The following is a 21,573-nucleotide window of genomic DNA, read 5'->3' on the forward strand; positions in this document are numbered from 1 at the left end:
TGGCAATTTTCTCTGCGATAATTCTGGTGGTTGCAACGAGCGTCTATTTATTTATCCAGACAGATCAAGGTCGACAATTTGCTGTCCGACAAATTGAGTCCCTGGTTCATGATCCAGCTGGTATATCCGTATCGCTTGGCGACCTTAGCGGAAATCTATTTTCTGATTTTGACATATCTTCAATTTCTTTTTCGGATTCAAAAGGTAATTGGGCAGCTGCAGAAAATCTAAAAATATCCTGGTCGCCATTGGGTTTATTGACAGGCAAGTTGGAAATACAAGATGTGTCACTGCAATCGTTTAAAGTAAATCGCCGACCGGCCTCTGGAACCGATGCACCTGAACAGGATACTTTCTCTTCTTTCTCCTTGCCTGTTTCAATCGAGCTTGATCAATTAAACATAGAAAAAATAACACTAGAAGAACCGGTTCTCGGGCGCGCAGCGCAACTAAATCTATCTCTAGAACTTAATACGCAAGTGAATGACGCTATTTATAGCGAAATAAAAATCTCACGTCTTGATGGCAACACAGGATCTGTGGAAGGGCTCTTTTCATACCACCCTGAATTTCGGACATTGGCTATCGATGTGCAAATGCGGGAACCACAAGGCGGATTGATTGCCCGTACATTGGATTTACCAGGGTATCCAGAATTGACGGCTTCGTTATTTGGCGATGGCGCGCTCAATGCTTGGCGCGGCCAATTTCGTATGAATGCCGATAAGGTGTTTGAAAGTGATCTGGCAATTAGTACGCGTGGTGAAACGCGAATAGAAATCGATGTGCAAGGGGGCGGCATTCTTGCGGAAGATATGACAACTTCCTTACCCATGGTAGATGGTTCTTACATTGGCGTAGAAGCTGCTATTGCCTGGGATACAACAGCAGACAAGATCCTGATTAATTCCTCTCGAATAGAAAACACTAACTTGTCTATTGCGGTTAATGGTGAGGTAGATTTTGCAAATGATACGCTCAAAGGAGACCTTAAATCCACGTTGAGAGATCCATCCGCGCTCAACAAGATCATCGCACCTGCATCTATGGAAAGCGCTGTTGTTGATTTGAAGATTGATGGTACTTTTAGGGAAGTAACACTGGATGCTATTGTTCAGGTTGGTAACGCGGCCTATAATGATGAAATAGCCGCGAATGAAGCAACGGGTACCTTTTCCTCTAATTTTAACATACTAGAATTGGAGGAAATTCCTGTAAGTGGATCTGCGGCTATTGCCGGGATTTCAATGCTGCCCCCTGAGATTGAAGCGCTTTTTGGGAATGCCGTGGATATTGATTTTTCTGGCGTTTTTGAGCGTACGAATCAAAAAGTTGATATGGCGGATTTAAAAATAGCCGGAGAAAATATTTCGGCTGCTGGACGTGGGCATTATTTTATGACCAACGGGACAGCTGACGCGACGGCAGATATTAAAATCCAAGACCTTTCCAAACTATTGCCTGTAACCGGTAATCTAGCGGCAACAATCGATCTCAAAGGGATGGTTCCGGAGCAGCGGTTTGCAGCAAAAGTCGGCCTACAGGCAACAGAACTAGATTTGCAGGATCAAACGCTGAATGATCTGATCGGTTCTTCGGCTTCCGCGACAGCGAAGATTGGGCTTAAAAATGATATCCTTAACGTCTCTGATATTGAGGCGCAGTTACCGGTTGGCGTAATTGCCGGAGAAGCCGAATTTCCCGTCACTTTTGAAACTGTTTTGGCAAAACTGGTGGTATCCGTGCCAGAGCTGTCCCGCCTTGATCCTCTTACAAACGCACACCTGTTGGGAGCCGGAACAATTACCGCCGATTTCAAGGGTGAAATAGATAACCCGAGGGTCACCGGAAACCTTGAAATTAAGAACCTTCAGGCCGAAGAAGTCGTGATAGGGGATACCAAGGCAAATTATACATTCAAGGACATTCTTTCAGCTCCTACAGGGGATATTGCAGGGGTGATTGATCCGGAAAACCTCAATATCAATTTCTCAAGCAATGTGCGTGTTACAAACTTTGAACACTTAAGCTTCGATCAAATTTCGATCGCTGATAACGACAATAAGATGTCGGGTGTCCTGAATATCCCCTTGAATGGCTCACCGCTCACCGGTCAACTTGAGATTTTACTTCCCGAATTGGCCACCGTTGCGGCCCTGATAGATGAAGAGATATCTGGTAGTCTGAAAATAGAGGCAGTACTGGAAAACCTAAATGGAGAGCAAGGCCTCGCATTTGATGCCACCTCGTCGACTTTGACTCTACCGCATTATTCCGTTTCAATTGACGGGGCACAGCTGAAAGGGAAGACTTCCGGAAATTTCGCCGATCCAGCTGTGAAAGCAACGTTGGAGATAAATCGTCTCTCTGTTGATAAATCTGAATTGGAAAACGCTGTTGTATCCATCGACGGTAAAGTCTCAGATATGATCTATGATTTTAAATTGGAAAACCGAATAGAGCCAAAATTGGAGTTGGAGGGCGGCGGGGCTTTCTCCCGTAAAAATAATATCGCTGAGTTTTCGCTAGCTCGTTTAGACGGCGAATTTGGCGATAAAAAAATTGCGCTTGTCGATCCTTTGCTGCTTAAACAGGACAAGTACAATATCGACATCGAAAGATTTGCCGTAGCAATAGGCGAGGGAACGCTAAATGGCGCCGCCGTCATCACGGACAGTTCGGCGACAGGCAAATTGAGTGTCGTCGCATTACCTTTAGATATACTAGAGCTGTTGAATCCGGAGGTGCAAATTGCAGGCCGTCTGGACGGCGACGCCCAGGTTTCCATTCAGGAAAAAGGTAGTACGGGCACATTTTCTTTTGCCGCAACAGAAATTCAAGTAGGAGCTGAGGAATATCCAGACACTCCTGTCTTTTCCAGCCATTTAAAAGGCACGATTGCGGAAGGTAAGATTGAATTTGTGAGCGATATTACAGGATTGGAAAAGACGGCGTTTGAAATATCTGGAATTCTTCCCATTACGGCAACATTTACGCCCTTTAAAACACACATAAATTACGATAAACCAGTTAATATTAAAATAACGGCAGACAGCAATATCAAAGCGTTATGGCCAATTCTTTCATTAGATACTCAACGTGCCACAGGAATATTTACCGCAGAAGCGGATTTGCGAGGTACGCTTTCAGACCCTGTATTGAACGGGGTCGCCACTTTGAAGAATGGCAGTTATGAGCATACGGAATACGGGACTGTTTTGAGCAATATAGTTCTCGAATTAGACGTGAAGGATACAAATACCATCGCCGTAGACCTGAAAGCTACGGATGGGCGAAAAGGAACGGTGGCGTCGACTGGGAGCATCAATATCTCTGCCGTTGATAATCCTGAGCTCGATTTGTCGCTTTTAGTAACTGATCTAAAAGCATTGAATTTGGAAGAACTTCAAGTGACGACTGATGCTGATATCGAAATAAAGGGCACATTGGCCGCTCTAAATGTGGTTGGAAAGATGACCACAAGCAATGTGGAGATTGATATCGGGGGCGAAGTTGCACCGACCGTCGTAAATTTAAAAGTGACCGAGGTAAACCGTAAGGGTGTTGCTGAGGAGTCCCTTTTGGACAAGACGGATTTAGACAGAAACATTCTACTCGCCATTGATTTGGATATGCCGCGGCGGGTTTTTATTCGGGGGCGCGGACTGGATTCTGAATGGGAAGGAAAATTCAAAATTACCGGAACGGCGGAAAAACCGGTGATAGAAGGTTATATCAGCCCCATCCGCGGTCAGTTTGTTTTCGCTGGAAAGAGCTTTGTTTTACAAGAAGGTGAAATCGCGCTCTTGGGAGGCAACAATCTCGATCCGGAGCTGTCGCTGTCTGGCAAATACGAGAACCCGAATATTACGGCAACGGTGACAATTGAAGGACCCGCATCGGATCCTGAAATTAGCTTTTCCTCAGATGAAGGGCTGCCAGAGGACGAAGTAATTTCTCAGATATTGTTTGGGAAAGCATCTGGCGGGCTTACGGCCCTTGAAGCGGTCCAACTTGCGGAGACTTTGGCGACACTTTCGGGTAGCTTCGGCTCTGGCGGTGGAATCACAGGATTTGTACGTAATACTTTGGGTGTAGATGTTCTCAGTGCTGGTACGAATGCTGATACAGGTGCTGCCGAAGTCAGCGTCGGAAAATACGTCAATGACAACGTGTATGTTGGTGTGGATCAAGGGGCAGAGGCCGGAAGCACTCGGGCAAAAGTTCAAATCGATCTCACTCCCAATCTGTCCCTCGAAACGGAGATGGGACAAACATCAGATAGTCGTGTGGGCATTTTCTGGAAATGGGATTACTGATCTTTCGACTGCAAGTCGCCTGAGTTTAGACTTAATTCATTACTAGTCTCGGATATGGCTAAGTAAATTTTGGGGGTTTTATGTATTGGTTTTTATGGGCGCGCAGATCTTTTTTAAACTCGAAAACGTATGTTCTCGCAGGTGTGGCAATGATGTATATGTTTGTCGGAATTGCACCTGCATTTGCCGATCCTCCGCCTTGGGCGCCAGCTTGGGGGTATCACGGAAAGCAAAAAGGCAAGAATAAACAAAAGCACAAAGGAAAGAAAACGCACTATGCCGTACCTCCCGCGGTGCCGTTTGGTATCGGCAGGGGAGATTGCAATAGGGAACTCCTTGGAAGCGTACTTGGTGCAACTATTGGCGGCGTCGCCGGTTCCCAAGTAGGTAAGGGGAGCGGTCAGCTGGTCGGCGTTGCTGGCGGTGCCATAATCGGTTATTTGATCGGCGGCAGTATCGGCCGATCCATGGATGAAATCGACCAAAACTGTATTGGCCAAGTGCTTGAGCACGGGGAAGATGGCCAGGATATCGTCTGGAATAATCCGCGAAATGGTGCAATATATGAGGTAAGCCCGAGTAAAACCTACCAGGAAGATAACGGTGAGTATTGCCGGGAATACACAGCTCAATCTGACGTTAATGGTCAGATACAAACCACATACGGTAGAGCTTGCCGTCAGGAAGACGGCACCTGGAAAATCAAAAACTGAGGGACTAAATAGAAATTCTTTAGTGCCTTTGTGCATTTGAGAATTATACTGGTCGAGGTCAAAAAATACATATGCAACGCATATGACAAAAAGGGGACCTTCGATGAGTTATGAGTTTATTTCCGTTTCGACAGCTGAGCATGTGACCCGGATCACCCTCGATCGGCCAGAGGTTATGAATGCCATCAACAAACCGATGCATGCTGAAATGCAAGCGGCGTTGGATGACTTTGCCGCGGACACAGATCAATATATATGCGTTATAACCGGCCGAGGTGATCGCGCTTTCTGCGCGGGCAGTGATTTGAAAGCAATCGCGGAAAGTGATGGGCTTAAACGGCATGTTTACCCGAAAAACGGTTATGCCGGATTGATCGAACGCTATGACCTCGACAAGCCGGTCATTGCTGCGGTCAATGGTGTCGCCCTCGGTGGTGGTTTTGAGATTGCCTTGGCATGTGACATTATAATTGCCACGGAAAATGCACGATTTGGTTTGCCCGAACCTTTAGTCGGTGCGGTTGCTATAGGCGGTGGTATGCATCGATTAGCCCGGCAAATTGGCCTTAAGCAGGCAATGGGTTTGATTCTCAGTGCAGATAGTGTTGACGCGGTAAAAGGTGAAAGCCTGGGGTTCGTAAATGAAGTCGTTGCCCAGGAAAATCTGGAAGATGCGATAGAGCGTTGGTGTAAGTCCATCCTTCGATCTGCCCCTTTAGCTATCCGGGCGTCGAAAGAAACTGTCATGCGAGGCTTGGACGAAACAAGTCTGGAAGCTGCGATGGCCGGACAAGCGAACTATCCTGCATTCAGTACCTGGCGTAATGCAGAGGACACGTTGGAAGGACCTAAAGCCTTTGCTGAAAAACGCAAGCCCAACTGGAAAGGAAGATAGTCAGCGTTCAGCTGGTGACCCGCCGCCAGAGCAGATGATGTTCGTAAATATTTCCGGACTTTGTCGTCTCCGGCTTGGTTTTAAGCAATAGGTCTTTCCCTTGCTTCTCCATAGTTCTGACCAGTGGATGACCAATCCAATGAGCAATTGTTGAGACAATAACGTCATGGCTGACGCGATCTCCTTCCAAATGGTAGGTGCCACCATAAGCAAGGCTGGTGTCTGCGGTTGCGGATGCGCCATGGGGCGCGCTCTCAAAATCCGCCCTCATAAGGAATCCGGACATGCGGCCATCTGCCGAGTAAATGATCTGGCCTTTGGCGTTCTCGCCCATGGGATACCCGTCAGGCTTGCCATTTTTGACTGAAGTCCAGGTTACTAAGGTCCAACTGCCTATTAACTCATCAACGGTCATCATGGTCGCATATACCCCTGTATTGTTTTTCATATTCTATCAGGTGTCGCGGAGCGGTGAAACCCGTTTGTATTGACGATCACTTGTTGTTCATTCCACGACCTAGTAGTCTTTTTTAGGCGAACCATTATTGGTCAAATATCATGATGAACTTGAAGGCTATGTGAACAAATGAAACGAATATGTTTTGTCGGCGCTTCAACAACCGAAGGACAGGGGGACGAAACAGGGCAAGGTTGGCCGGGCCGCCTGAGTGCACCTCTTCGGGATAAAATTGCTCCGTATAATTTGGGTGTAAGCGGACAATTGCTTGGCGAAATCCGTCGGCGCGCGGCTGCCGAGTGCGCGGCACGTATCTTGGATTCGGATCAGGGCGGTATCGTTTTTTGCAGCGGGATGAATGATATTGCGCGCCATCAAGGTCTCTCCCGGACTCCGATCCGTCGTGTTATTCAAACTTTTGAGACGTTATTAAATGATTTAGAAGCGATCGCGCCCCTAATTGTTATCGGACCCTTTCCAGTCTATACGCCAAAAATGCCTTACCATTCAGAAGTGTCCGGGCTTGAATTGGATTTTCGAAATGAAGATATAGAAGAAACGAATACAATTTACCAAGGCCTCTGTGAAATGCATTCGGTACCCTACTTATCGATTTTCCCCGACCTCATGGAAAGTGACCTCTATGGCCACTCTTTGAAGGAAGGGGACGGGCTGCATCCGGGCGGTGACGGATATCAATTGGTGGCCGAAAAAATTGCAGATTGGCCGGCTTGGAAAACACTTATCACTTAGAGTCAGAGACAAGGAAGAGGGCAATGTTTGCAATAAAACACCTAGACCATCTGGTATTGCGGGTCACCGATATTCAGCAAATGATGGATTTCTATATTGAGATACTTGGATGTAAGCTGGAAAAAACCAACGAACAGGCGGGACTGTATCAACTAAGAGCGGGCGGTAGCCTCATTGACCTTGTGCCAATCGACGGAAACATAGGACGTATGGGCGGGGCGGCACCCGGCAAAGAAGGCCGTAATCTGGATCATTTTTGCCTGTCTATCGAGCCTTTTGATGCGGAAGAGTTGAAATCTTTCCTGCGGGGGAAAGGCGTTGACCCCGGAGAAGTTCAACAAAGATACGGCGCGGAAGGAAACGGGCCGTCCCTTTACCTGACGGACCCGGAAGGAAATGTCGTCGAACTGAAAGGGCCATCGTCCGGAAATTAGCGCGTTTTCGTTTCGCCCAGACAATAGCAATAGAGGAAGATCAAGATGAACCGGCTTATAGGCGCGTTGATTGTGGGTGTTGGGATGGGAATAGCCGCGATGGCCGCCGCTGAGACCGCCGAACAAAAAGTCATGGAGCAAGCGCGTAAAGATTGCAGCAGCTTTGAAAATGGCGTGATGGCGATGACACGCAAGGCTATCCCAAGGATCGACTTAACAGGGGACGGCGTCCCAGACACAATCATTGACGCGCATGAATTTCGCTGTTCTACGGCCGCCTCAATGTATTGCGGAACGGGAGGCTGCAGTCTTTGGGTCATTGTTGGGGATAAAAGCTATGCTTATCTGGCAAAAGGCTGGAAGGTCGTAGAATGGGCCAATTTTAAGGTATTATTGTTGGACGTACATGGTTCCGAATGCGGCGGCACAAATCTTCGGAAATGCGTGCGCGCCGAAGTCTGGACTGAAGACGGATTTTACAGTGTTGACGCCCAGTGATTAATTGACAAATTCATCGCGGAAGGAAATTAATGGCCTGCCGATTTTTGGTAATCACGTTTGCGATCCTGTATGCCGTTGCGCTCGGCTTGTTTTTGATTGGTACCTATGGTTGGTTCGGACAGGATACGGGTCCGTTGGCAGGAATATTCCTCATACCTCTTGGTCTGCCATGGTCTTTAATTGAAGTTCCTGACGCGATGCTCTTGCCTGTGGCAGTAGGCTCCCCGTTCTTAAATCTGATTATTTTGTGGGTTATTTGCCGGCTAATCCGCAAAAGGCTCACATGAAACAACTAAGGATAAAGAGGGTTTCGTGTATCGGTAAGGAGTTTCCCTCCAATTCCGATAAAACAGATTCCGGCGGCGCGCTCAATCCAATGGCTGGTTTTTGCGAAGCGTTCGACAACAGGCTTCGACGACATGAACAAACTGACAATGGCATACCAACATAGCGCGGACGTAAATACCAATCCAATGATCAGCATCAATAACCAGACAGGTGTTTCCGATGTAACGGCCGTCGCGAAAACGCTGCTAAATATAACAATCGCTTTGGGGTTGGTGAGCGTAACGAGAAATCCAAAGAAAAAGGGGTTTGAAGCCGGTTTCTTCTCCGGCTCCGAAATATCAATCTGAACTGGTTTTGCAAATAACAGCCGCAAACCCAAATAGATCAGGTAGCTTGCGCCGAGAATACGAATGGACCAGGCGAGCCATTCATACTGCACCAGGATAGCTGACAATCCAAGCAGGCTTAATCCAGCGTAGGCCAACAGTCCCAAAGACACGCCTAACGTTGTCATCAGCCCGGCGCGCGTGCCGCCCTTAATCGACGAACGAACAACCGCAACGAAATCCGGACCGGGGAGCATCAAAGCCGGGAGGAAAATCCCGAAGATACTTAATAAGACAACGAAGGGATCCATAGACTATCCCCGTTTGTAAGTTATTTTACGAACCAGCTTGCCGTTTTCGAAATGTAAAAGATCAAGGCCCATCATGGTTTTTTCCTTGTCGGCCCCCTCGCCGTGAAACATATGTAAGGTCCAGCTGTCCATAACCTTTCCAGTTTCTTCATCGATAAACCGGTCGTCACCGGCAAAGAGGATTTTGCCGATACTGCCGTCAAGGACGGGTTCAAAAGCTTTGGAAATCGCTGTTTTCCCCTCATGGGATTTTCCGTAGGCATCTTTGTAAACAGCATGATCGGAAAAAAAACTCATGACGTCCGCCATGCTTTGCCGGTTAAACGCGTCGACAAAACGGTCTGCTAGATCTGAAAGTTCCGCACGGCTCTGTAAAGTTGTAGTGCTCATGGTTTTCTCCTCTGGTTGCTGTAGGCTACAATCCCATTTGGCGCAGAATTGCCAGGACCAGCGGGTCGTCTGGATCATGTAGCCTGTTTGTTATGTCAAAATGGTTATCCGTGCGCAGCGCCATATACTCACAAGAGAGCTCGGCCTTTCTGCATTTTTCCGTGAAATCCTGCGACTGGCGCAAAAAAGAGCCCGATTCCCCGCCGCCGACCGCGCAAATAACCGGACAGGCGCAGTGCAGTTCCAGGTTTTGCGGGCTGTTGGCCAATGCCTCTTCTTTCGTTAAATGAATATCGTCCTGCAAATCAGTATATCTGTGCGGCATAATATCGAACAGGCCACTTAACGGAGAGGCACCCTTTAATAAATTGGCGGGCATTCCGTACTGTTCCGCCCAGTCCGTTGCCATCATCATGCCGGTCAAATGGCCGCCAGCGGAGTGGCCGGACAGAAACAGTAAGTCAGGATCTCCGTTATAGTCGGAAATATTCTCGTAGATCCATTTCAGTGCCTGCCGCATCTGGTCGACAATATCCGGTATCGTGACGGCGGGACATAAGTCATAATTTGGTAGAACAACCGTCGCGCCGGCGTTGTTAAATACGGGCGCAATCTCACTGTACAATGCCTTGTCCCAGCCGCGCCAATAACCACCATGGATAAAAATGAAAACCGGGGCCCCGGTGGCTGCGGCTGGAAAAATGTCGACAGTTTGCAGACTTGAGGATCCATAGACGACATCAATATGGCCGAGGCCTTCCTCGCGTGCCCGCGCACTCCGGATACCGGCATTCTCCTTATAATCTGCCATGTTGGAAACCGTACGGCTCGGTAGGTACTGCACGTTTAGGGCTTCTATTTCGTCCTTATTGAGATTATCATATCCCATTATATTCTCTTTATTGGTTTGAGGATTAATTATAGTATTGCATATTTATTGGAGCGGAGGCAATTTCGCAAATCTACCATTTTGACATTATTTTCAGGATTTAAATCTTGTTGTTTACGCTACGTTTTATTGTCGGCGATTAAGGCCTCATTAACTCAAACCCACTATCTTTGGTTGCGAATAAGAGATCACCTGAAAAATCAAAGGCAGTTCGGACTTCAGAGCTCGTCAAAGTTGGGAAAGTAATATGCGTTCAAAATCAGTCATCGGTGCGGGAATTTTTCTTGCAGTAACGTTTATGATGACAGGAGCTTTGGCTGTTGAAAGCAATATCTTTCGAATTGGAACAGGCGGGATCAGTGGGACATATTATCCAGTCGGTCAGGCGATAGCGACGATGATTTCAAATCCTCTCGACAAAAAAGAATGTGGCGATATACCCTGTGGTGTCTCTGGTTTACTGGCTGTAGGGCAGGCCTCTAATGGATCTGTTGCAAATATCGCAGGTATCCAATCAGGCCAAATCGAAAGTGGTTTTTCGCAATCAGATATAGCTCATTGGGCACGGACTGGAACCGGTTTCTATAACGGAGAAGTGCCAAACACAAACATTATGGCTTTTGCCAGTCTGTATACAGAAAGTATCCATCTGGCCGTGCGTCAAGATTCAGGTATTAAATCGATTTATGACTTGGTCGGAAAACGTGTGTCACTTGACGATCCAGGATCTGGAACCCTTGTCGATACGCGCATTATTTTGAATGCATACGGTGTTTCCGAGGCGGATATGGATGTTCAATATGTCAAGGCATCGGAAGCCATAAAGAAAATGAAGGCTGATCAACTGGATGCGTTTTTTGTGATCGCAGGGTTTCCGTCGAAAGCCATTACCGATTTGAGCAATGACACTCAAATCTCCTTGATAGATATTGACGGTGATGCTGCTTCGAGAATTACACGTGACAATGAGTTCTTTTCTGAGCAAATCATACCGGCCGGGACATATCAAAATATCGATGATGTGCAAACGCTAGGTGTTGGCGCCTTGTGGGTTGTAAATAAAAATGTTAGCACGGAACGGGCCTACAAAATCACCAGAAAATTCTGGGAGAGTTTACCGGATTTCAAAAAATTTGGGGGACATCCTAAATTATCAAAAATTTCTCTTGAGACCGCGTTTCAGTCAATGAGCGTGCCGTTGCACCCGGGAGCTCGAAAATATTATGAGGAAACTGGGCTTTTGAACGAAAAAATATTGCGGAATTAGGGCCAGATTAATGATTAAAGCCTGGCTTTCAAAGCTCAACGAAAAAATCGAATCTAAAAATATTCCTGAATGGAACAATGCCTATGTTGCGGGTATTTTTTGCCTGTCATTGTTTGTGATAGCGACGATTACTTACGTACAAGTTACGTTGTCGAAAATCGAGGAATCCGTTCCGTTACAGATTGTGGCTCAGGAGCAAGCGGTCGACGACATAATTGATCAGTTCGCCGTCGCCAATAATGCCCTGGTCTTGGCCCAGCTTGCTGAAGGTCAAAAGCGGATGGAATATATCGATCTTGCACGGAAAAAAATCCAACAGGTACACGCTGCTTTGGAAAAAGAACGTATCCAGTTCGGTTTTGATAACCTTATCGGCACGGCGGCAATCTATGCGGTCATACAGCCGGCAACATTTGATGTTCAAAACTGGCTTGAAAAGGGGATCAGTGGCTTGCCGCCTGAAGCATTGGTCGTGCTTGAAACGGCTTCAGTCCGATCGCGCGCCGCAATTGATGAAGCTGAAAATTTACACAATCAAGTAACGGAAACAGCCTCAAATCTATTGGCGATGCAAGCGGAAAAGATCAATGCGTTTCGCGGCATTATGATCCTTGTTCTATTCCTTCTAGCCGGACTTGCAACAGTCCTGACTTACTATATCTACAATAGGTGGTTGGCCAGCCGCGAGCTGGAAAGAAGTGAGCTAAAACATCGACGTATTTACGAGAATGCGACCGAAGGTATTTTTCAGGTAAATATGAATGGCACGTTTATCGATACTAATCCCGCTATGGCCACTATGCTTGGCTATAGTTCATCGTCGGAGATGGTGGAGAATGTTAAATCTTTCATCGACGAAATTTATCTGGATGTCGAGGTCGCTGAAAAACACCTGATGCTGCTGACCAAGGGTCAATATCTAATTGACGAAATCTATCAGTGGCGGCGTAAAGATGGATCGTTTATTTGGGGGGCGCTTAACGCCCATGCCGTTTATGATAAAAAAGGCGCCTTGTTGCATGTCGAAGGAACCTTGACGGATATGAATGCGCGGGTGCGCGCAGAACTGAATTTACGCAAAGCCAAAGAATTGGCCGAACTGGCTAATCGTGCCAAGTCCGAATTTCTGGCAAACATGAGTCATGAACTTCGAACACCGCTGAATGCCGTAATTGGGTTTTCGGAAATTTTGCAGTCTGAAGCTTTCGGGCCTTTGGGACATGCAAACTATAAAGACTACTCAAATGATATTCATGCAGCCGGTAAGCATTTGTTGGATGTGATCAACGATGTTCTCGATGTTGCCAAGATTGAGGCGGGGCAACTCAATCTGTCCGAAAGAAATATGGATCTGTCGGCAACGGTTACCTCTTGTATTCGCATGCTCTCCGTGCGGGCCTTCGACGCCGGCGTCAAATTGAGCTCCGATATTCCGTCAGATATGCCAGGCTTCCTGGGAGATGAAACACGCATAAAGCAGATCCTTGTAAATATAGCCTCGAACGCAATCAAATTCACCGACAAGGGTGGATCCGTCACGGTTGCCGCAGAGATCGGGGACGGCGGCGGAATAACCTTGCGCGTGACCGACACAGGTATCGGCATCGCGAAGAAAGACATTCCCCGGGTTCTTGATCGTTTCGGGCAGGTTCAAACCACCTATGCCCGCAACAACGATGGAACGGGTCTCGGGTTGACGTTAGTTCAGATGTTGGTCGAAGTGCATGGTGGCAAGTTCACCTTGGAAAGCGAAGTCGATGTCGGAACGGAATGCAGTATTCACTTTCCACCCGAGCGCACGGTCCGCTTGGCAGCGGCTGTCTAACCCACACGCCAAAAATCTTTTAGAATGTCCGCTTGCAGCAAAGCCAATCCGACCGCAACAACCATCAAGATAGCCAAGGTTACGTTGATGATGCGTAAGGCTTTCGTCGATTTGACCAATCGCCGTAAGACATTCCCGCCATAACACCAAATTGAATTAAGCGGAAAACTGACCGCCGCAAAAATGATCATGATCGTTGCGATTTGCCCCACGTAACTCGCGGAGGGGGAGACGAACTGGGAATAAGCCGCGATGATGGTGACCCAGGCCTTCGGATTGAGAGGGTGTAAAATGACACCCGCCAAATAGCCCGGATGACTGGATCTGTCTTCCACGTGCGGGTTGGCAGTTGCCACTTTATAGGCCAAGTAAATGATATATAAAACCGACGCGAACAAGAAGACAATCTGTAGGGTGGGGAAGGTTATAAAAAGCGATCCTAGTCCAAGCGCGACGGCAAGGCAGACCAACAGAAACCCTGAAATACTTCCCACCAGAAAGGGTAGAGAACGACGGTAGCCAAAACTGGCCCCGGACGCCATCAAGGCCATATTGACCGGTCCTGGCGAGCCGACCATGGAGACTGCGAACATGGCAATCAGAGCAATTTTTCCGAGTTCCATCGGGCTTCTTTCTGAAATAGGACAATTTACATTGTCTCAATATTGTCATAAAATTGTCCCAGTCAATTCCAATATTGTCACAGTGACAATTTTAAGGCTGTTATGCGAAAATTTGAAGAGATTGCCGAAACCCTTGTCGACCTTATTAAGCAGGGAAAATTGAAGGCAGGAGACCGGCTGCCCAGTCATCGCGATCTGGCCTATGACTATAAGTGTAGCGTTGGCACTGCCAGCCGGGCGTATGGGGAATTGGAGCGGCGCGGATATACCTATGGCAAAGTCGGGCAGGGTACTTTTATTTATGGTACAGAGGCCGATGAAGCGGCTATTGGCAAAGGCGTGTTTTTTCCGCGAGAAAGCTGGGTCGATGGCCAACGCGGTATCGTCAATCTGTCCAAGAACAGTTACTATCACAAAGATACGGATGCCCGTATGCGCGACGCCTTTCTGCGGCTGTCCATGGGCAATGAACCAACCCAGTATCTGGAGTATTTCGACAGCCGCGGTCGCCCCCGTGATCGGGTCATTGCCGCGAGCTGGATAGGCAAACAAATCGAGAAGGTCGATCCGGAGAATATCATTATTACACAGGGCGCTCAGCCGGGTCTATACACGGCCATGGCCACATTGGCTAATCCGGGTGACGTGGTGGCGACAGAAGCCTTTGGATATCCAGGCATCCGGGCGGCGGCTTACGAACTTGATTTACGGCTGACGCCCATTGCCATGGATAATTTTGGCCTTATCCCCGAAGAATTCGAGGCAATCTGCAAACGCGGATCGGTCAAGTTGCTGGTGACGATGCCGACCGGCCATAATCCAACCGGCACAACGCAACCGCTGGAACGTCGGTTAGAAATCCTTGAGATTGCCCGGGCTCACAATGTCCTGATTGTCGAGGATGCGGTTTATGCGCCGCTGCAGGATGTCTTTCCGCCAGCTTACATAGACCTCGATCCGGAACGGGCCTTGTATATTACGAGCTTGTCCAAGGTGTTCAGCCCCGGCTTGCGGGTTGGGTACATCGTTGCCCCGCCTAATCTTGTGCCGCGATTGGCAACAAAAGTCACAGCCATCAACTGGATGACGTCGGCCATTACTCTGGACATGTCGAATTTCTTCCTGCAAGGCGGGATCGTTGACGCGCAAGCGGTGGACTTGGTGAAAACATGTTGGCGCCGGGAACGTCGGGCGATAGATATTCTCGCACCCTGGATCGCACATGTGCATCATGCAAAACGGTCGCCGTTGCCGCATTTGTGGGTTGAACTCCCTGCAGATCAGAATATGGCCGAGTTTGTTGCTTCGGCGCGGCGAGAAAATATCGTTATTATTGCCGGCGATAGCTTTGCCATGTCCAAAACCGTCTCCGTCAATCATATCCGGGTCTGCCTGATGTCGGAACCCGACGAGCAGCGTCTTGAAAAAGCGTTGAAACGTCTGGCGACCTTGTTGGCCGAACAAACATCTCCGGTTATGGTCATTTAAATCAAGATTTTGTACCAATGACGAGTTGGATCTTTATTGAAATTGGGTTCTCGTGATTTTGCTGGTTCCCAGCGTTCTTTATTACTGGCCGAAGTTCAGAAAATAACACGCCCTAAACATGTTTCTATGAGTTTTGATCTTCCGACGGCAACATGTCGGGGCGAGGCTTGCTGGGGCGGGTTAGTACAAATCCAGCTCCAAATCCCATAAGGGCGAGCATGGCGACAAGTCCATACCAAGGCGTGCTGGAAAAAGCGATGACCAATATTGCACTAACTGTCATGGTTCCGACGGCGACAATTTTTGCGCGAAGTGGGATGACGCCGTATTTAGACCAATCTTGAAGCGGCGGACCAAAAACCTTGTGGTTATAAAGCCAATCATGGAACCGTTCAGAACTTTGCGAGAATGCCCAAAGAGAAATGAGTAAAAACGGCGTTGTTGGCAGGACAGGCAGAAAAATTCCGATGGCTCCGACGGCAACGAAAAACCAGCCGACTAGAAGTAGGAGTATCCTCTTGCTTGGTTGCATCATTAAATTTATTGCCATTAATTCGAGAATCGGGATTGTCAATGTCCGGGGTAAAATCCAGCTTGTGAAGGATATACCTTAAACAATGAAGACATGTTGAAAAAAACCGCTTTTTTTGTCTTTCAAAGGTATTTTTGAGAAATAGCGACCGGTTTGACAGCTTTCAATTTAGTCAAAAGCCTTCGTTTACCCTACTGTGCGGACCTAAACCGTTATAATATTTGACTATTTTGCCTATTTTTTAAGCAGGGTGGGACAGGTTAGTATTTTTGGCATTTTGCGAGACCAAAATACGGAAATTTGACTCAAAATCGCAATTTTTTGTTTGATCTCACCTGTGTTCTGGGCTTTCATGAAGACTGCAAGAATGCATTTAAGCGCCTTCACTGCAACATTGTCGGGATCTAATAAAGTAAAAACAAAGAACCGGACATACATTGGGACGTCTTTAATTTCCTTAAGGGAGGAAAAATTGAAAATTAAATCCATTATTTTGGCCAGTGCCGTCGTATCGGCAATCTCGGCTTTCAGCGCGCAAGCGGCTGATACAATCAAGATCGCCTTTATTGATCCGCTTTCCGGACCGTTTGCCGCAACAGGAACAAATGGCCTGAGAGAATTCGAATTTGCTGCTGATACACTTGTAAATGCCAAAGGCGGCGTTTTGGGCGGACAACAATTCGTTATCGTGCCTTTTGATAATAAAATTAGCCCCAAAGAAAGCCTCATTCAGCTGAAACGGGCAATCGGTGAAGGCATCCAGTATATTGCGCAAGGAAACAGCTCCGGTGTTGCAAATGCACTGACGGATGCGATTAAAAAGCACAATAAACGGAATCCAGATAAGCCGGTTCTTTTCCTGAACTATTCCGCGGTTGATCCTGCATTGACCAATGCAAAATGCAACTTCTGGCATTTCCGTTTCGACGCCAATGCCGATATCAAGATGAATGCATTGACGGACGTTATTGCGCAAGAAGACGGGATCAAGAAAATCTACTTGATTGGACAGGATTACTCCTTCGGTAAAGCGGTTGCTGCAGCGGCGGTTAAATTCCTCGGAGAGAAACGCCCTGACATCGAAATCGTCGGGAACGAACTTCACCCAATCGGTAAAGTGAAAGACTTTACACCCTATGCAACGAAAATTCGGGCCTCTGGCGCGGATGCGGTTATTACAGGTAACTGGGGTGCGGACATGGTTGGTCTGGGTAAAGCCATTGGCGACACCGGACTTGATGTGCCAATTTACACTTATTATGCGGCTAAAAATGGTATTACAAAAACCATTGGTGCCTCTGGTAAAAACAAAATCCGTCTTGTTCACGAAGGAAATGACAATCCTCCTTTGAATGAAGAGATCACGGCATATTACACTGGCTTTAAAGCTAAGTATCCTGACATGGACATCACACAGTACCGGATTGCCAACACAATTGGCATGCTGGCAGGTGCGATGGAAACAGCAGGGACAACTGATCCAGTAGCCGTTGCCAGAGCTCTTGAAGGTATGGAATTCACAACGTTGAATGGTGATAAAATGACCATGCGGGCTGAAGACCATCAGGCAATCCAGCCAATTCGGATTTCTGTTCATACGGACGAAAACGTTACGTTTGATGCAGATAACTCAGGATATGGTTTGGTAACAGAATCAACAATTACAGCTGCTGATTCATCTTTGCCATCAACTTGTAAAATGGAACGTCCTAGCTAAACGGGACGCTGTTGCAAGTCTAATAGTGCTGGTCGGATGTTTCCGGCCAGCATTTCTCAGCCGGGCGTAAGATCTGGTTTCCAAGAATGTGTGTAATTAAGAGATTCAACCAATGTTTGAATTGATCTTCTTTTCCCTGTTAAATGGGATTGTCACGGGACTACTGCTGTTCATGCTCGCAAGTGGTCTAACCCTTATTTTCTCGATGATGGGCGTCTTGAATTTCGCGCATGCCAGCTTCTATATGCTTGGCGCGTATCTGGCGTATACTATCAGTATATATTTGGGGTTCTGGGTGGGCCTCATTGTCGCTCCGATATTGGTCGGCCTTATTGGCGCCGTCGTTGAGCGATACGGCCTTCGCTATGTCCATCGGTGGGGGCATGTGGCGGAGCTTATTTTCACCTTTGGTCTTGCCTTCCTTATTGAAGAAGTGGTGCAATTCATTTGGGGTAAAGATACAAAAGCGTATCTCGAGCCAGAAGTCCTGCAATTTCCGCTCTTTACGTTCTTCGGGCAAAACTTTCCGGCGTACAAAGCATTTATGCTGCTAATTTCCATCTCTATCTTTATCATGCTGTTGTTGATCCTGACTAAGTCACGTGTCGGTTTGATCATCCAGGCCGCAATTCATAAGCCGAATATGACGGCGATGCTCGGCCATAATGTGCCGCTGGTCTTCATGGGCGTGTTTGGAGTTGGCTGTGCGCTTGCAGGTGTTGCCGGCGTGATTGCCGGGCCAGCGCTGGGAACTTTCCCTGGTATGGCCGTTGTACTTGGCAGCATTGTTTTTGTGATCGTGGTAATTGGCGGTCTTGGGTCCCTGACCGGTGCTTTCGTTGCCTCCTTGATAATTGGCTTGTTGCAAACATTTGCCATTGCCCTTGATTATTCAGTGAATGACCTTTTGACCGCCTTGAACATATCGTTTGATGCAGACAGTGCATTGCGCGATTTATGGTCACTCTCATTGCCGCAGATTGCACCAATCCTGCCGTATCTCCTTCTGGTTCTGGTCCTGATATTCCGACCGACCGGCTTGTTTGGGAACCGTGAGACATGAGTGAAATAGCAAAAACAGCGACTGCTGAAAAATCAGTGCCGTTCGTAAAACGTTACGCTGTCTGGATCGGGTTTTTCGTCATGCTTATGGTGATGCCGTATGTTTTCTCTTCAAACATCGGCTTATACACCATGAATTTGATGGGTATTTTTATCATTTTTGCCTTGTCCTATAATATGTTGCTTGGGCAAGGTGGTATGCTCTCTTTTGGTCATGCAGTGTATTTTGGACTAGGTGGTTTTATGTCCGTGCATTTCATGAACTACATAGAAGATGGTACTTTCTTCTTTCCCATGTGGTTGCTCCCAATATTTGGTGGTCTGATCGGATTGGTTTTTGCCATCATCATCGGCAGCTTCTCGACCCGGAAAGCCGGAACCGTTTTCGCCATGATATCTCTAGGAGTTGGTGAGCTAATGGCAGCCAGTTCGCTCATCTTCGTTGCCTTCTTTGGTGGCGAGGAGGGCGTAAGCGGCGACCGGACAATGGGCCCGCCGCTGTTTGGCTTTGATTTCGCCCAGGATGTTCAAGTATATTACCTGATAGCCGCCTGGGTCTTCGTCTCGGTTTTCCTGATGTATCTGTTTTCGCGAACACCGGCCGGACGCATGGCCAATGCCGTCCGTGACAATGCGGAGCGGGCCGAGTTTGTCGGTTATAGCCAACGAAAAGTCAGATTTGTCTCCTTCTGCATTTCCGGGTTCTTCGCGGGTATCGCGGGTGGGTTATTTGCTATTAACTTTGAAATCGTCACAGAAGAAAACTTGAACGCCTTGACATCCGGCGTTGTTCTGTTGATGGCTTTCATCGGCGGTGTTGGCTTCTTTATCGGACCGATTATCGGGGCCGTGGTTTTCACCTTGCTGCAAAGTATCTTGAGCAACTATACGGATATCTGGCAGCTCTATGTGGGCGTCTTGTTCCTGCTGACGGTGATGTACGCGCCGCATGGACTAACCGGTATCATGATGATGCATACGCCGGCGTTCAAGATGAACCGCTTGGGAACTTTGTTAGTGCCATATCTTCGCATTGGTATTCCGACAATTTCCTTTATGGCCGGGGTCGCCGGTTTCCTGGAGATGATCCATCACGTACGAAGTGCACCTGTGGATGAGACCATGATGAGCCTGATGGGCATTGAGTTTGATACCCATTCGATCATGCCGTGGGTGGTTATTTTCCTGTTGGCAGTAGTTGGCGGATATCTGGTGAAAACACAAGTGAGTCAGTTTAGAGATGCCTGGGATACGGCAAACGATCCAAATGCTGATACGGGAGGAGCCTCGTCATGAGTACGGCAATCGAGCTTCGAAACCTGCGCAAGAGTTTTGGTCCTACCGAAATTATCCGCGGTGTGGATTTGCAAATCGAAAAAGGCGAGCGTCATGCGATTATTGGACCAAACGGTGCTGGAAAATCGACCCTTTTTCACCTGATTAGCGGCCGGTATAATCTGAGTGGTGGTTCGGTACATCTGCATGGTGAGGATATCAGCAATCTGCCACCTTACGAGATTTATCGTAAAGGGCTTTCGCGCAGCTTCCAGGTCACCAATATATTTCCAAACATGAGTGTGTTTGAGAATGTCCGCTGTGGATTGATGTGGTCGAAGAATTATAAATATTCTTTCTGGCATCTGGTGGATCGGGAACATGACCTCAACAATAAAACCTTGCAGGTAATCGAGGAAATCGGCCTCACGTCCCGCCAACATATTCCGGCCGGTGTTCTGACTTATGCGGAGCAACGGGCGCTGGAAATTGGTATTTCCGCGGCGGGTGGTGCCGACGTCATTATGCTCGATGAACCAACGGCCGGTATGAGCCACTCAGAAACTGATCAAGCCATTGAATTAATCCGCAAAATTACCGAGGGCAAGACGCTGGTGATGGTGGAGCATGACATGGGGGTTGTGTTTGACGTGGCCGACCGGATCTCCGTATTGGTGTATGGCGAAATTATCGCCTGTGACACACCAGAAAACATAAGAAATAGTAAAGCTGTGCAAGAAGCCTATCTTGGCGCGGAGGCAGAGGACTGATGCTAGAAGTACTTGATTTACATGCCTATTATGGAAAAAGCCACATTCTGCAAGGCGTGAATTTTACGGTGGGTGAGGGTGAGATTGTTTCTTTGTTGGGCCGTAACGGTGTGGGCCGGTCAACGACAATCAAATCGATCATGGGCGAAGTGCCGCCGCATGGTTCCATTAAATATAAAGGCGAAGAAATCGCCGGCCTGAAGGAGCATGAGATTGCTCATCGCGGCCTCGGATATGTACCGGAGAACCGAGATGTGTTTCCAGGGATGACGGTCCGCCAGAATCTTCTCATGGGCGTCAAAGACATGAAAAAACAAGGCCGGTGGGCCATGGAAGACATGTTCAAGATGTTTCCTAACCTTCGCGAGAGGGCCGATGTCGATGCCGGTGTTCTTTCGGGCGGGGAGCAGCAGATGTTGACCATGTGCCGCACCTTGATGGGCGATCCGGATCTGGTGATGATTGATGAGCCGACTGAAGGTCTCGCGCCGAAAATTGTTGCCCAGGTCGGTGACCTGTTGGCTGAAATCGCCAATCGGGGTGTCTCAATTCTTCTCGTCGAGCAGAAACTTGCAATTGCCATGCGAATATCTCATCGTTTGTATGTGATGGGGCATGGCCATATGGTATATGAAGGAACGCCCGACGAGTTGAAAGCCAACGACCAGATCCGCAAGGAGTGGCTGGAAGTATAAAGAAGTCATTCTTTGGTTATCGCTTTATCCCGGGGCGCGGGAG

Annotated in this window: 21 protein-coding genes; 15 read left to right on the top strand and 6 right to left on the bottom strand. The window is 47.8% G+C overall.

What is annotated here, in order from left to right; translation table 11 throughout:
* From V7723_RS10870 to V7723_RS10880, 3 genes are all read left to right on the top strand, one after another.
* The coding region (locus V7723_RS10870; RefSeq protein WP_335684491.1) for a translocation/assembly module TamB domain-containing protein at nucleotides 1-4,319 on the top strand (4,319 nt) is incomplete at its 5' end.
* 149 nt (nucleotides 4,320-4,468) lie between these two features.
* Nucleotides 4,469-5,032 (top strand): RT0821/Lpp0805 family surface protein, encoded by a 564-nt coding sequence (locus V7723_RS10875; protein WP_335684492.1) that lies wholly within the window; start codon nucleotides 4,469-4,471, stop codon nucleotides 5,030-5,032.
* A 103-nt stretch (nucleotides 5,033-5,135) separates the two neighbouring features.
* Nucleotides 5,136-5,927: an enoyl-CoA hydratase-related protein gene (locus V7723_RS10880; protein ID WP_335684493.1), complete on the top strand. Its 792-nt coding sequence runs from the start codon at nucleotides 5,136-5,138 to the stop codon at nucleotides 5,925-5,927.
* Nucleotides 5,928-5,934: 7 nt separating this feature from the next.
* Here V7723_RS10880 and V7723_RS10885 read toward each other — a convergent pair whose 3' ends face one another.
* Nucleotides 5,935-6,375, bottom strand: a complete 441-nt coding sequence (locus V7723_RS10885; protein WP_335684494.1) for a lipocalin-like domain-containing protein — start codon at nucleotides 6,373-6,375, stop codon at nucleotides 5,935-5,937.
* A 138-nt stretch (nucleotides 6,376-6,513) separates the two neighbouring features.
* Between V7723_RS10885 and V7723_RS10890 the strand changes: the two genes are divergently transcribed.
* The 4 genes from V7723_RS10890 to V7723_RS10905 are packed head-to-tail and all read left to right on the top strand — an operon-like array spanning nucleotide 6,514 to nucleotide 8,359.
* A complete protein-coding gene (locus V7723_RS10890) occupies nucleotides 6,514-7,137 on the top strand; it encodes a GDSL-type esterase/lipase family protein (protein WP_335684495.1) in 624 nt (207 codons plus the stop codon).
* A 23-nt stretch (nucleotides 7,138-7,160) separates the two neighbouring features.
* Nucleotides 7,161-7,571, top strand: coding sequence for a VOC family protein (locus V7723_RS10895; RefSeq protein ID WP_335684496.1), 411 nt, complete (start codon nucleotides 7,161-7,163; stop codon nucleotides 7,569-7,571).
* 45 nt (nucleotides 7,572-7,616) lie between these two features.
* Nucleotides 7,617-8,069 (top strand): hypothetical protein, encoded by a 453-nt coding sequence (locus tag V7723_RS10900; RefSeq protein WP_335684497.1) that lies wholly within the window; start codon nucleotides 7,617-7,619, stop codon nucleotides 8,067-8,069.
* Between the two features lie 32 nt (nucleotides 8,070-8,101).
* Nucleotides 8,102-8,359: a hypothetical protein gene (locus tag V7723_RS10905; protein ID WP_335684498.1), complete on the top strand. Its 258-nt coding sequence runs from the start codon at nucleotides 8,102-8,104 to the stop codon at nucleotides 8,357-8,359.
* A 5-nt stretch (nucleotides 8,360-8,364) separates the two neighbouring features.
* Here the strand turns inward: V7723_RS10905 and V7723_RS10910 are convergent, their stop codons facing one another.
* From V7723_RS10910 to V7723_RS10920, 3 genes are read right to left on the bottom strand one after another with little or no spacing between them, the layout of a single operon-like run.
* Nucleotides 8,365-8,997 (bottom strand): LysE family translocator, encoded by a 633-nt coding sequence (locus V7723_RS10910; RefSeq protein WP_335684499.1) that lies wholly within the window; start codon nucleotides 8,995-8,997, stop codon nucleotides 8,365-8,367.
* Between the two features lie 3 nt (nucleotides 8,998-9,000).
* A complete protein-coding gene (locus tag V7723_RS10915; RefSeq protein ID WP_335684500.1) occupies nucleotides 9,001-9,387 on the bottom strand; it encodes a nuclear transport factor 2 family protein in 387 nt (128 codons plus the stop codon).
* A gap of 25 nt (nucleotides 9,388-9,412) precedes the next feature.
* Complete coding sequence (locus V7723_RS10920; protein ID WP_335684501.1) at nucleotides 9,413-10,276, bottom strand: alpha/beta hydrolase; 864 nt, start codon at nucleotides 10,274-10,276, stop codon at nucleotides 9,413-9,415.
* 247 nt (nucleotides 10,277-10,523) lie between these two features.
* Here V7723_RS10920 and V7723_RS10925 point away from each other — a divergent pair, with 247 nt between their 5' ends.
* Both V7723_RS10925 and V7723_RS10930 read left to right on the top strand, forming a co-directional pair.
* Nucleotides 10,524-11,543, top strand: a complete 1,020-nt coding sequence (locus V7723_RS10925) for a TAXI family TRAP transporter solute-binding subunit (protein ID WP_335684502.1) — start codon at nucleotides 10,524-10,526, stop codon at nucleotides 11,541-11,543.
* Between the two features lie 10 nt (nucleotides 11,544-11,553).
* Nucleotides 11,554-13,368 carry a sensor histidine kinase gene (locus V7723_RS10930; protein WP_335684503.1) on the top strand — a complete coding sequence of 605 codons (1,815 nt, stop codon included), beginning with the start codon at nucleotides 11,554-11,556 and terminating at the stop codon, nucleotides 13,366-13,368.
* On the opposite strand, the gene V7723_RS10935 is transcribed toward V7723_RS10930, so the two are convergent.
* Nucleotides 13,365-13,991, bottom strand: a complete 627-nt coding sequence (locus tag V7723_RS10935) for a LysE family translocator (protein WP_335684504.1) — start codon at nucleotides 13,989-13,991, stop codon at nucleotides 13,365-13,367. The two genes, V7723_RS10930 and V7723_RS10935, sit on opposite strands and share 4 nt — an antisense overlap.
* A 102-nt stretch (nucleotides 13,992-14,093) precedes the next feature.
* Here V7723_RS10935 and V7723_RS10940 point away from each other — a divergent pair, with 102 nt between their 5' ends.
* Nucleotides 14,094-15,479 (top strand): aminotransferase-like domain-containing protein, encoded by a 1,386-nt coding sequence (locus tag V7723_RS10940; protein WP_335684505.1) that lies wholly within the window; start codon nucleotides 14,094-14,096, stop codon nucleotides 15,477-15,479.
* 124 nt (nucleotides 15,480-15,603) lie between these two features.
* Here the strand turns inward: V7723_RS10940 and V7723_RS10945 are convergent, their stop codons facing one another.
* A complete protein-coding gene (locus V7723_RS10945) occupies nucleotides 15,604-16,014 on the bottom strand; it encodes a YbaN family protein (RefSeq protein WP_335684506.1) in 411 nt (136 codons plus the stop codon).
* 475 nt (nucleotides 16,015-16,489) lie between these two features.
* On the opposite strand from V7723_RS10945, the gene V7723_RS10950 reads away from it, so the two are divergent.
* From V7723_RS10950 to V7723_RS10970, 5 genes are all read left to right on the top strand, one after another.
* Nucleotides 16,490-17,728 carry a branched-chain amino acid ABC transporter substrate-binding protein gene (locus tag V7723_RS10950; RefSeq protein ID WP_443024217.1) on the top strand — a complete coding sequence of 413 codons (1,239 nt, stop codon included), beginning with the start codon at nucleotides 16,490-16,492 and terminating at the stop codon, nucleotides 17,726-17,728.
* Between the two features lie 112 nt (nucleotides 17,729-17,840).
* Nucleotides 17,841-18,791, top strand: a complete 951-nt coding sequence (locus V7723_RS10955) for a branched-chain amino acid ABC transporter permease (protein ID WP_335684508.1) — start codon at nucleotides 17,841-17,843, stop codon at nucleotides 18,789-18,791.
* The gene (locus tag V7723_RS10960; protein ID WP_335684509.1) at nucleotides 18,788-20,086 is read left to right on the top strand and encodes a branched-chain amino acid ABC transporter permease; all 1,299 of its coding nucleotides are present in this window, start codon (nucleotides 18,788-18,790) and stop codon (nucleotides 20,084-20,086) included. Before V7723_RS10955 ends, V7723_RS10960 begins: the two co-directional genes overlap by 4 nt.
* Nucleotides 20,083-20,835, top strand: a complete 753-nt coding sequence (locus tag V7723_RS10965) for an ABC transporter ATP-binding protein (protein WP_335684510.1) — start codon at nucleotides 20,083-20,085, stop codon at nucleotides 20,833-20,835. Before V7723_RS10960 ends, V7723_RS10965 begins: the two co-directional genes overlap by 4 nt.
* Nucleotides 20,835-21,530, top strand: a complete 696-nt coding sequence (locus V7723_RS10970) for an ABC transporter ATP-binding protein (RefSeq protein WP_335684511.1) — start codon at nucleotides 20,835-20,837, stop codon at nucleotides 21,528-21,530. The genes V7723_RS10965 and V7723_RS10970 overlap by 1 nt, the downstream gene beginning before the upstream one ends.
* The last annotated feature ends 43 nt before the right edge of the window (nucleotides 21,531-21,573 follow it).

The organism is Sneathiella sp. (assembly GCF_036960985.1).
In the GTDB taxonomy this organism is placed as follows: Bacteria; Pseudomonadota; Alphaproteobacteria; order Sneathiellales; family Sneathiellaceae; genus Sneathiella.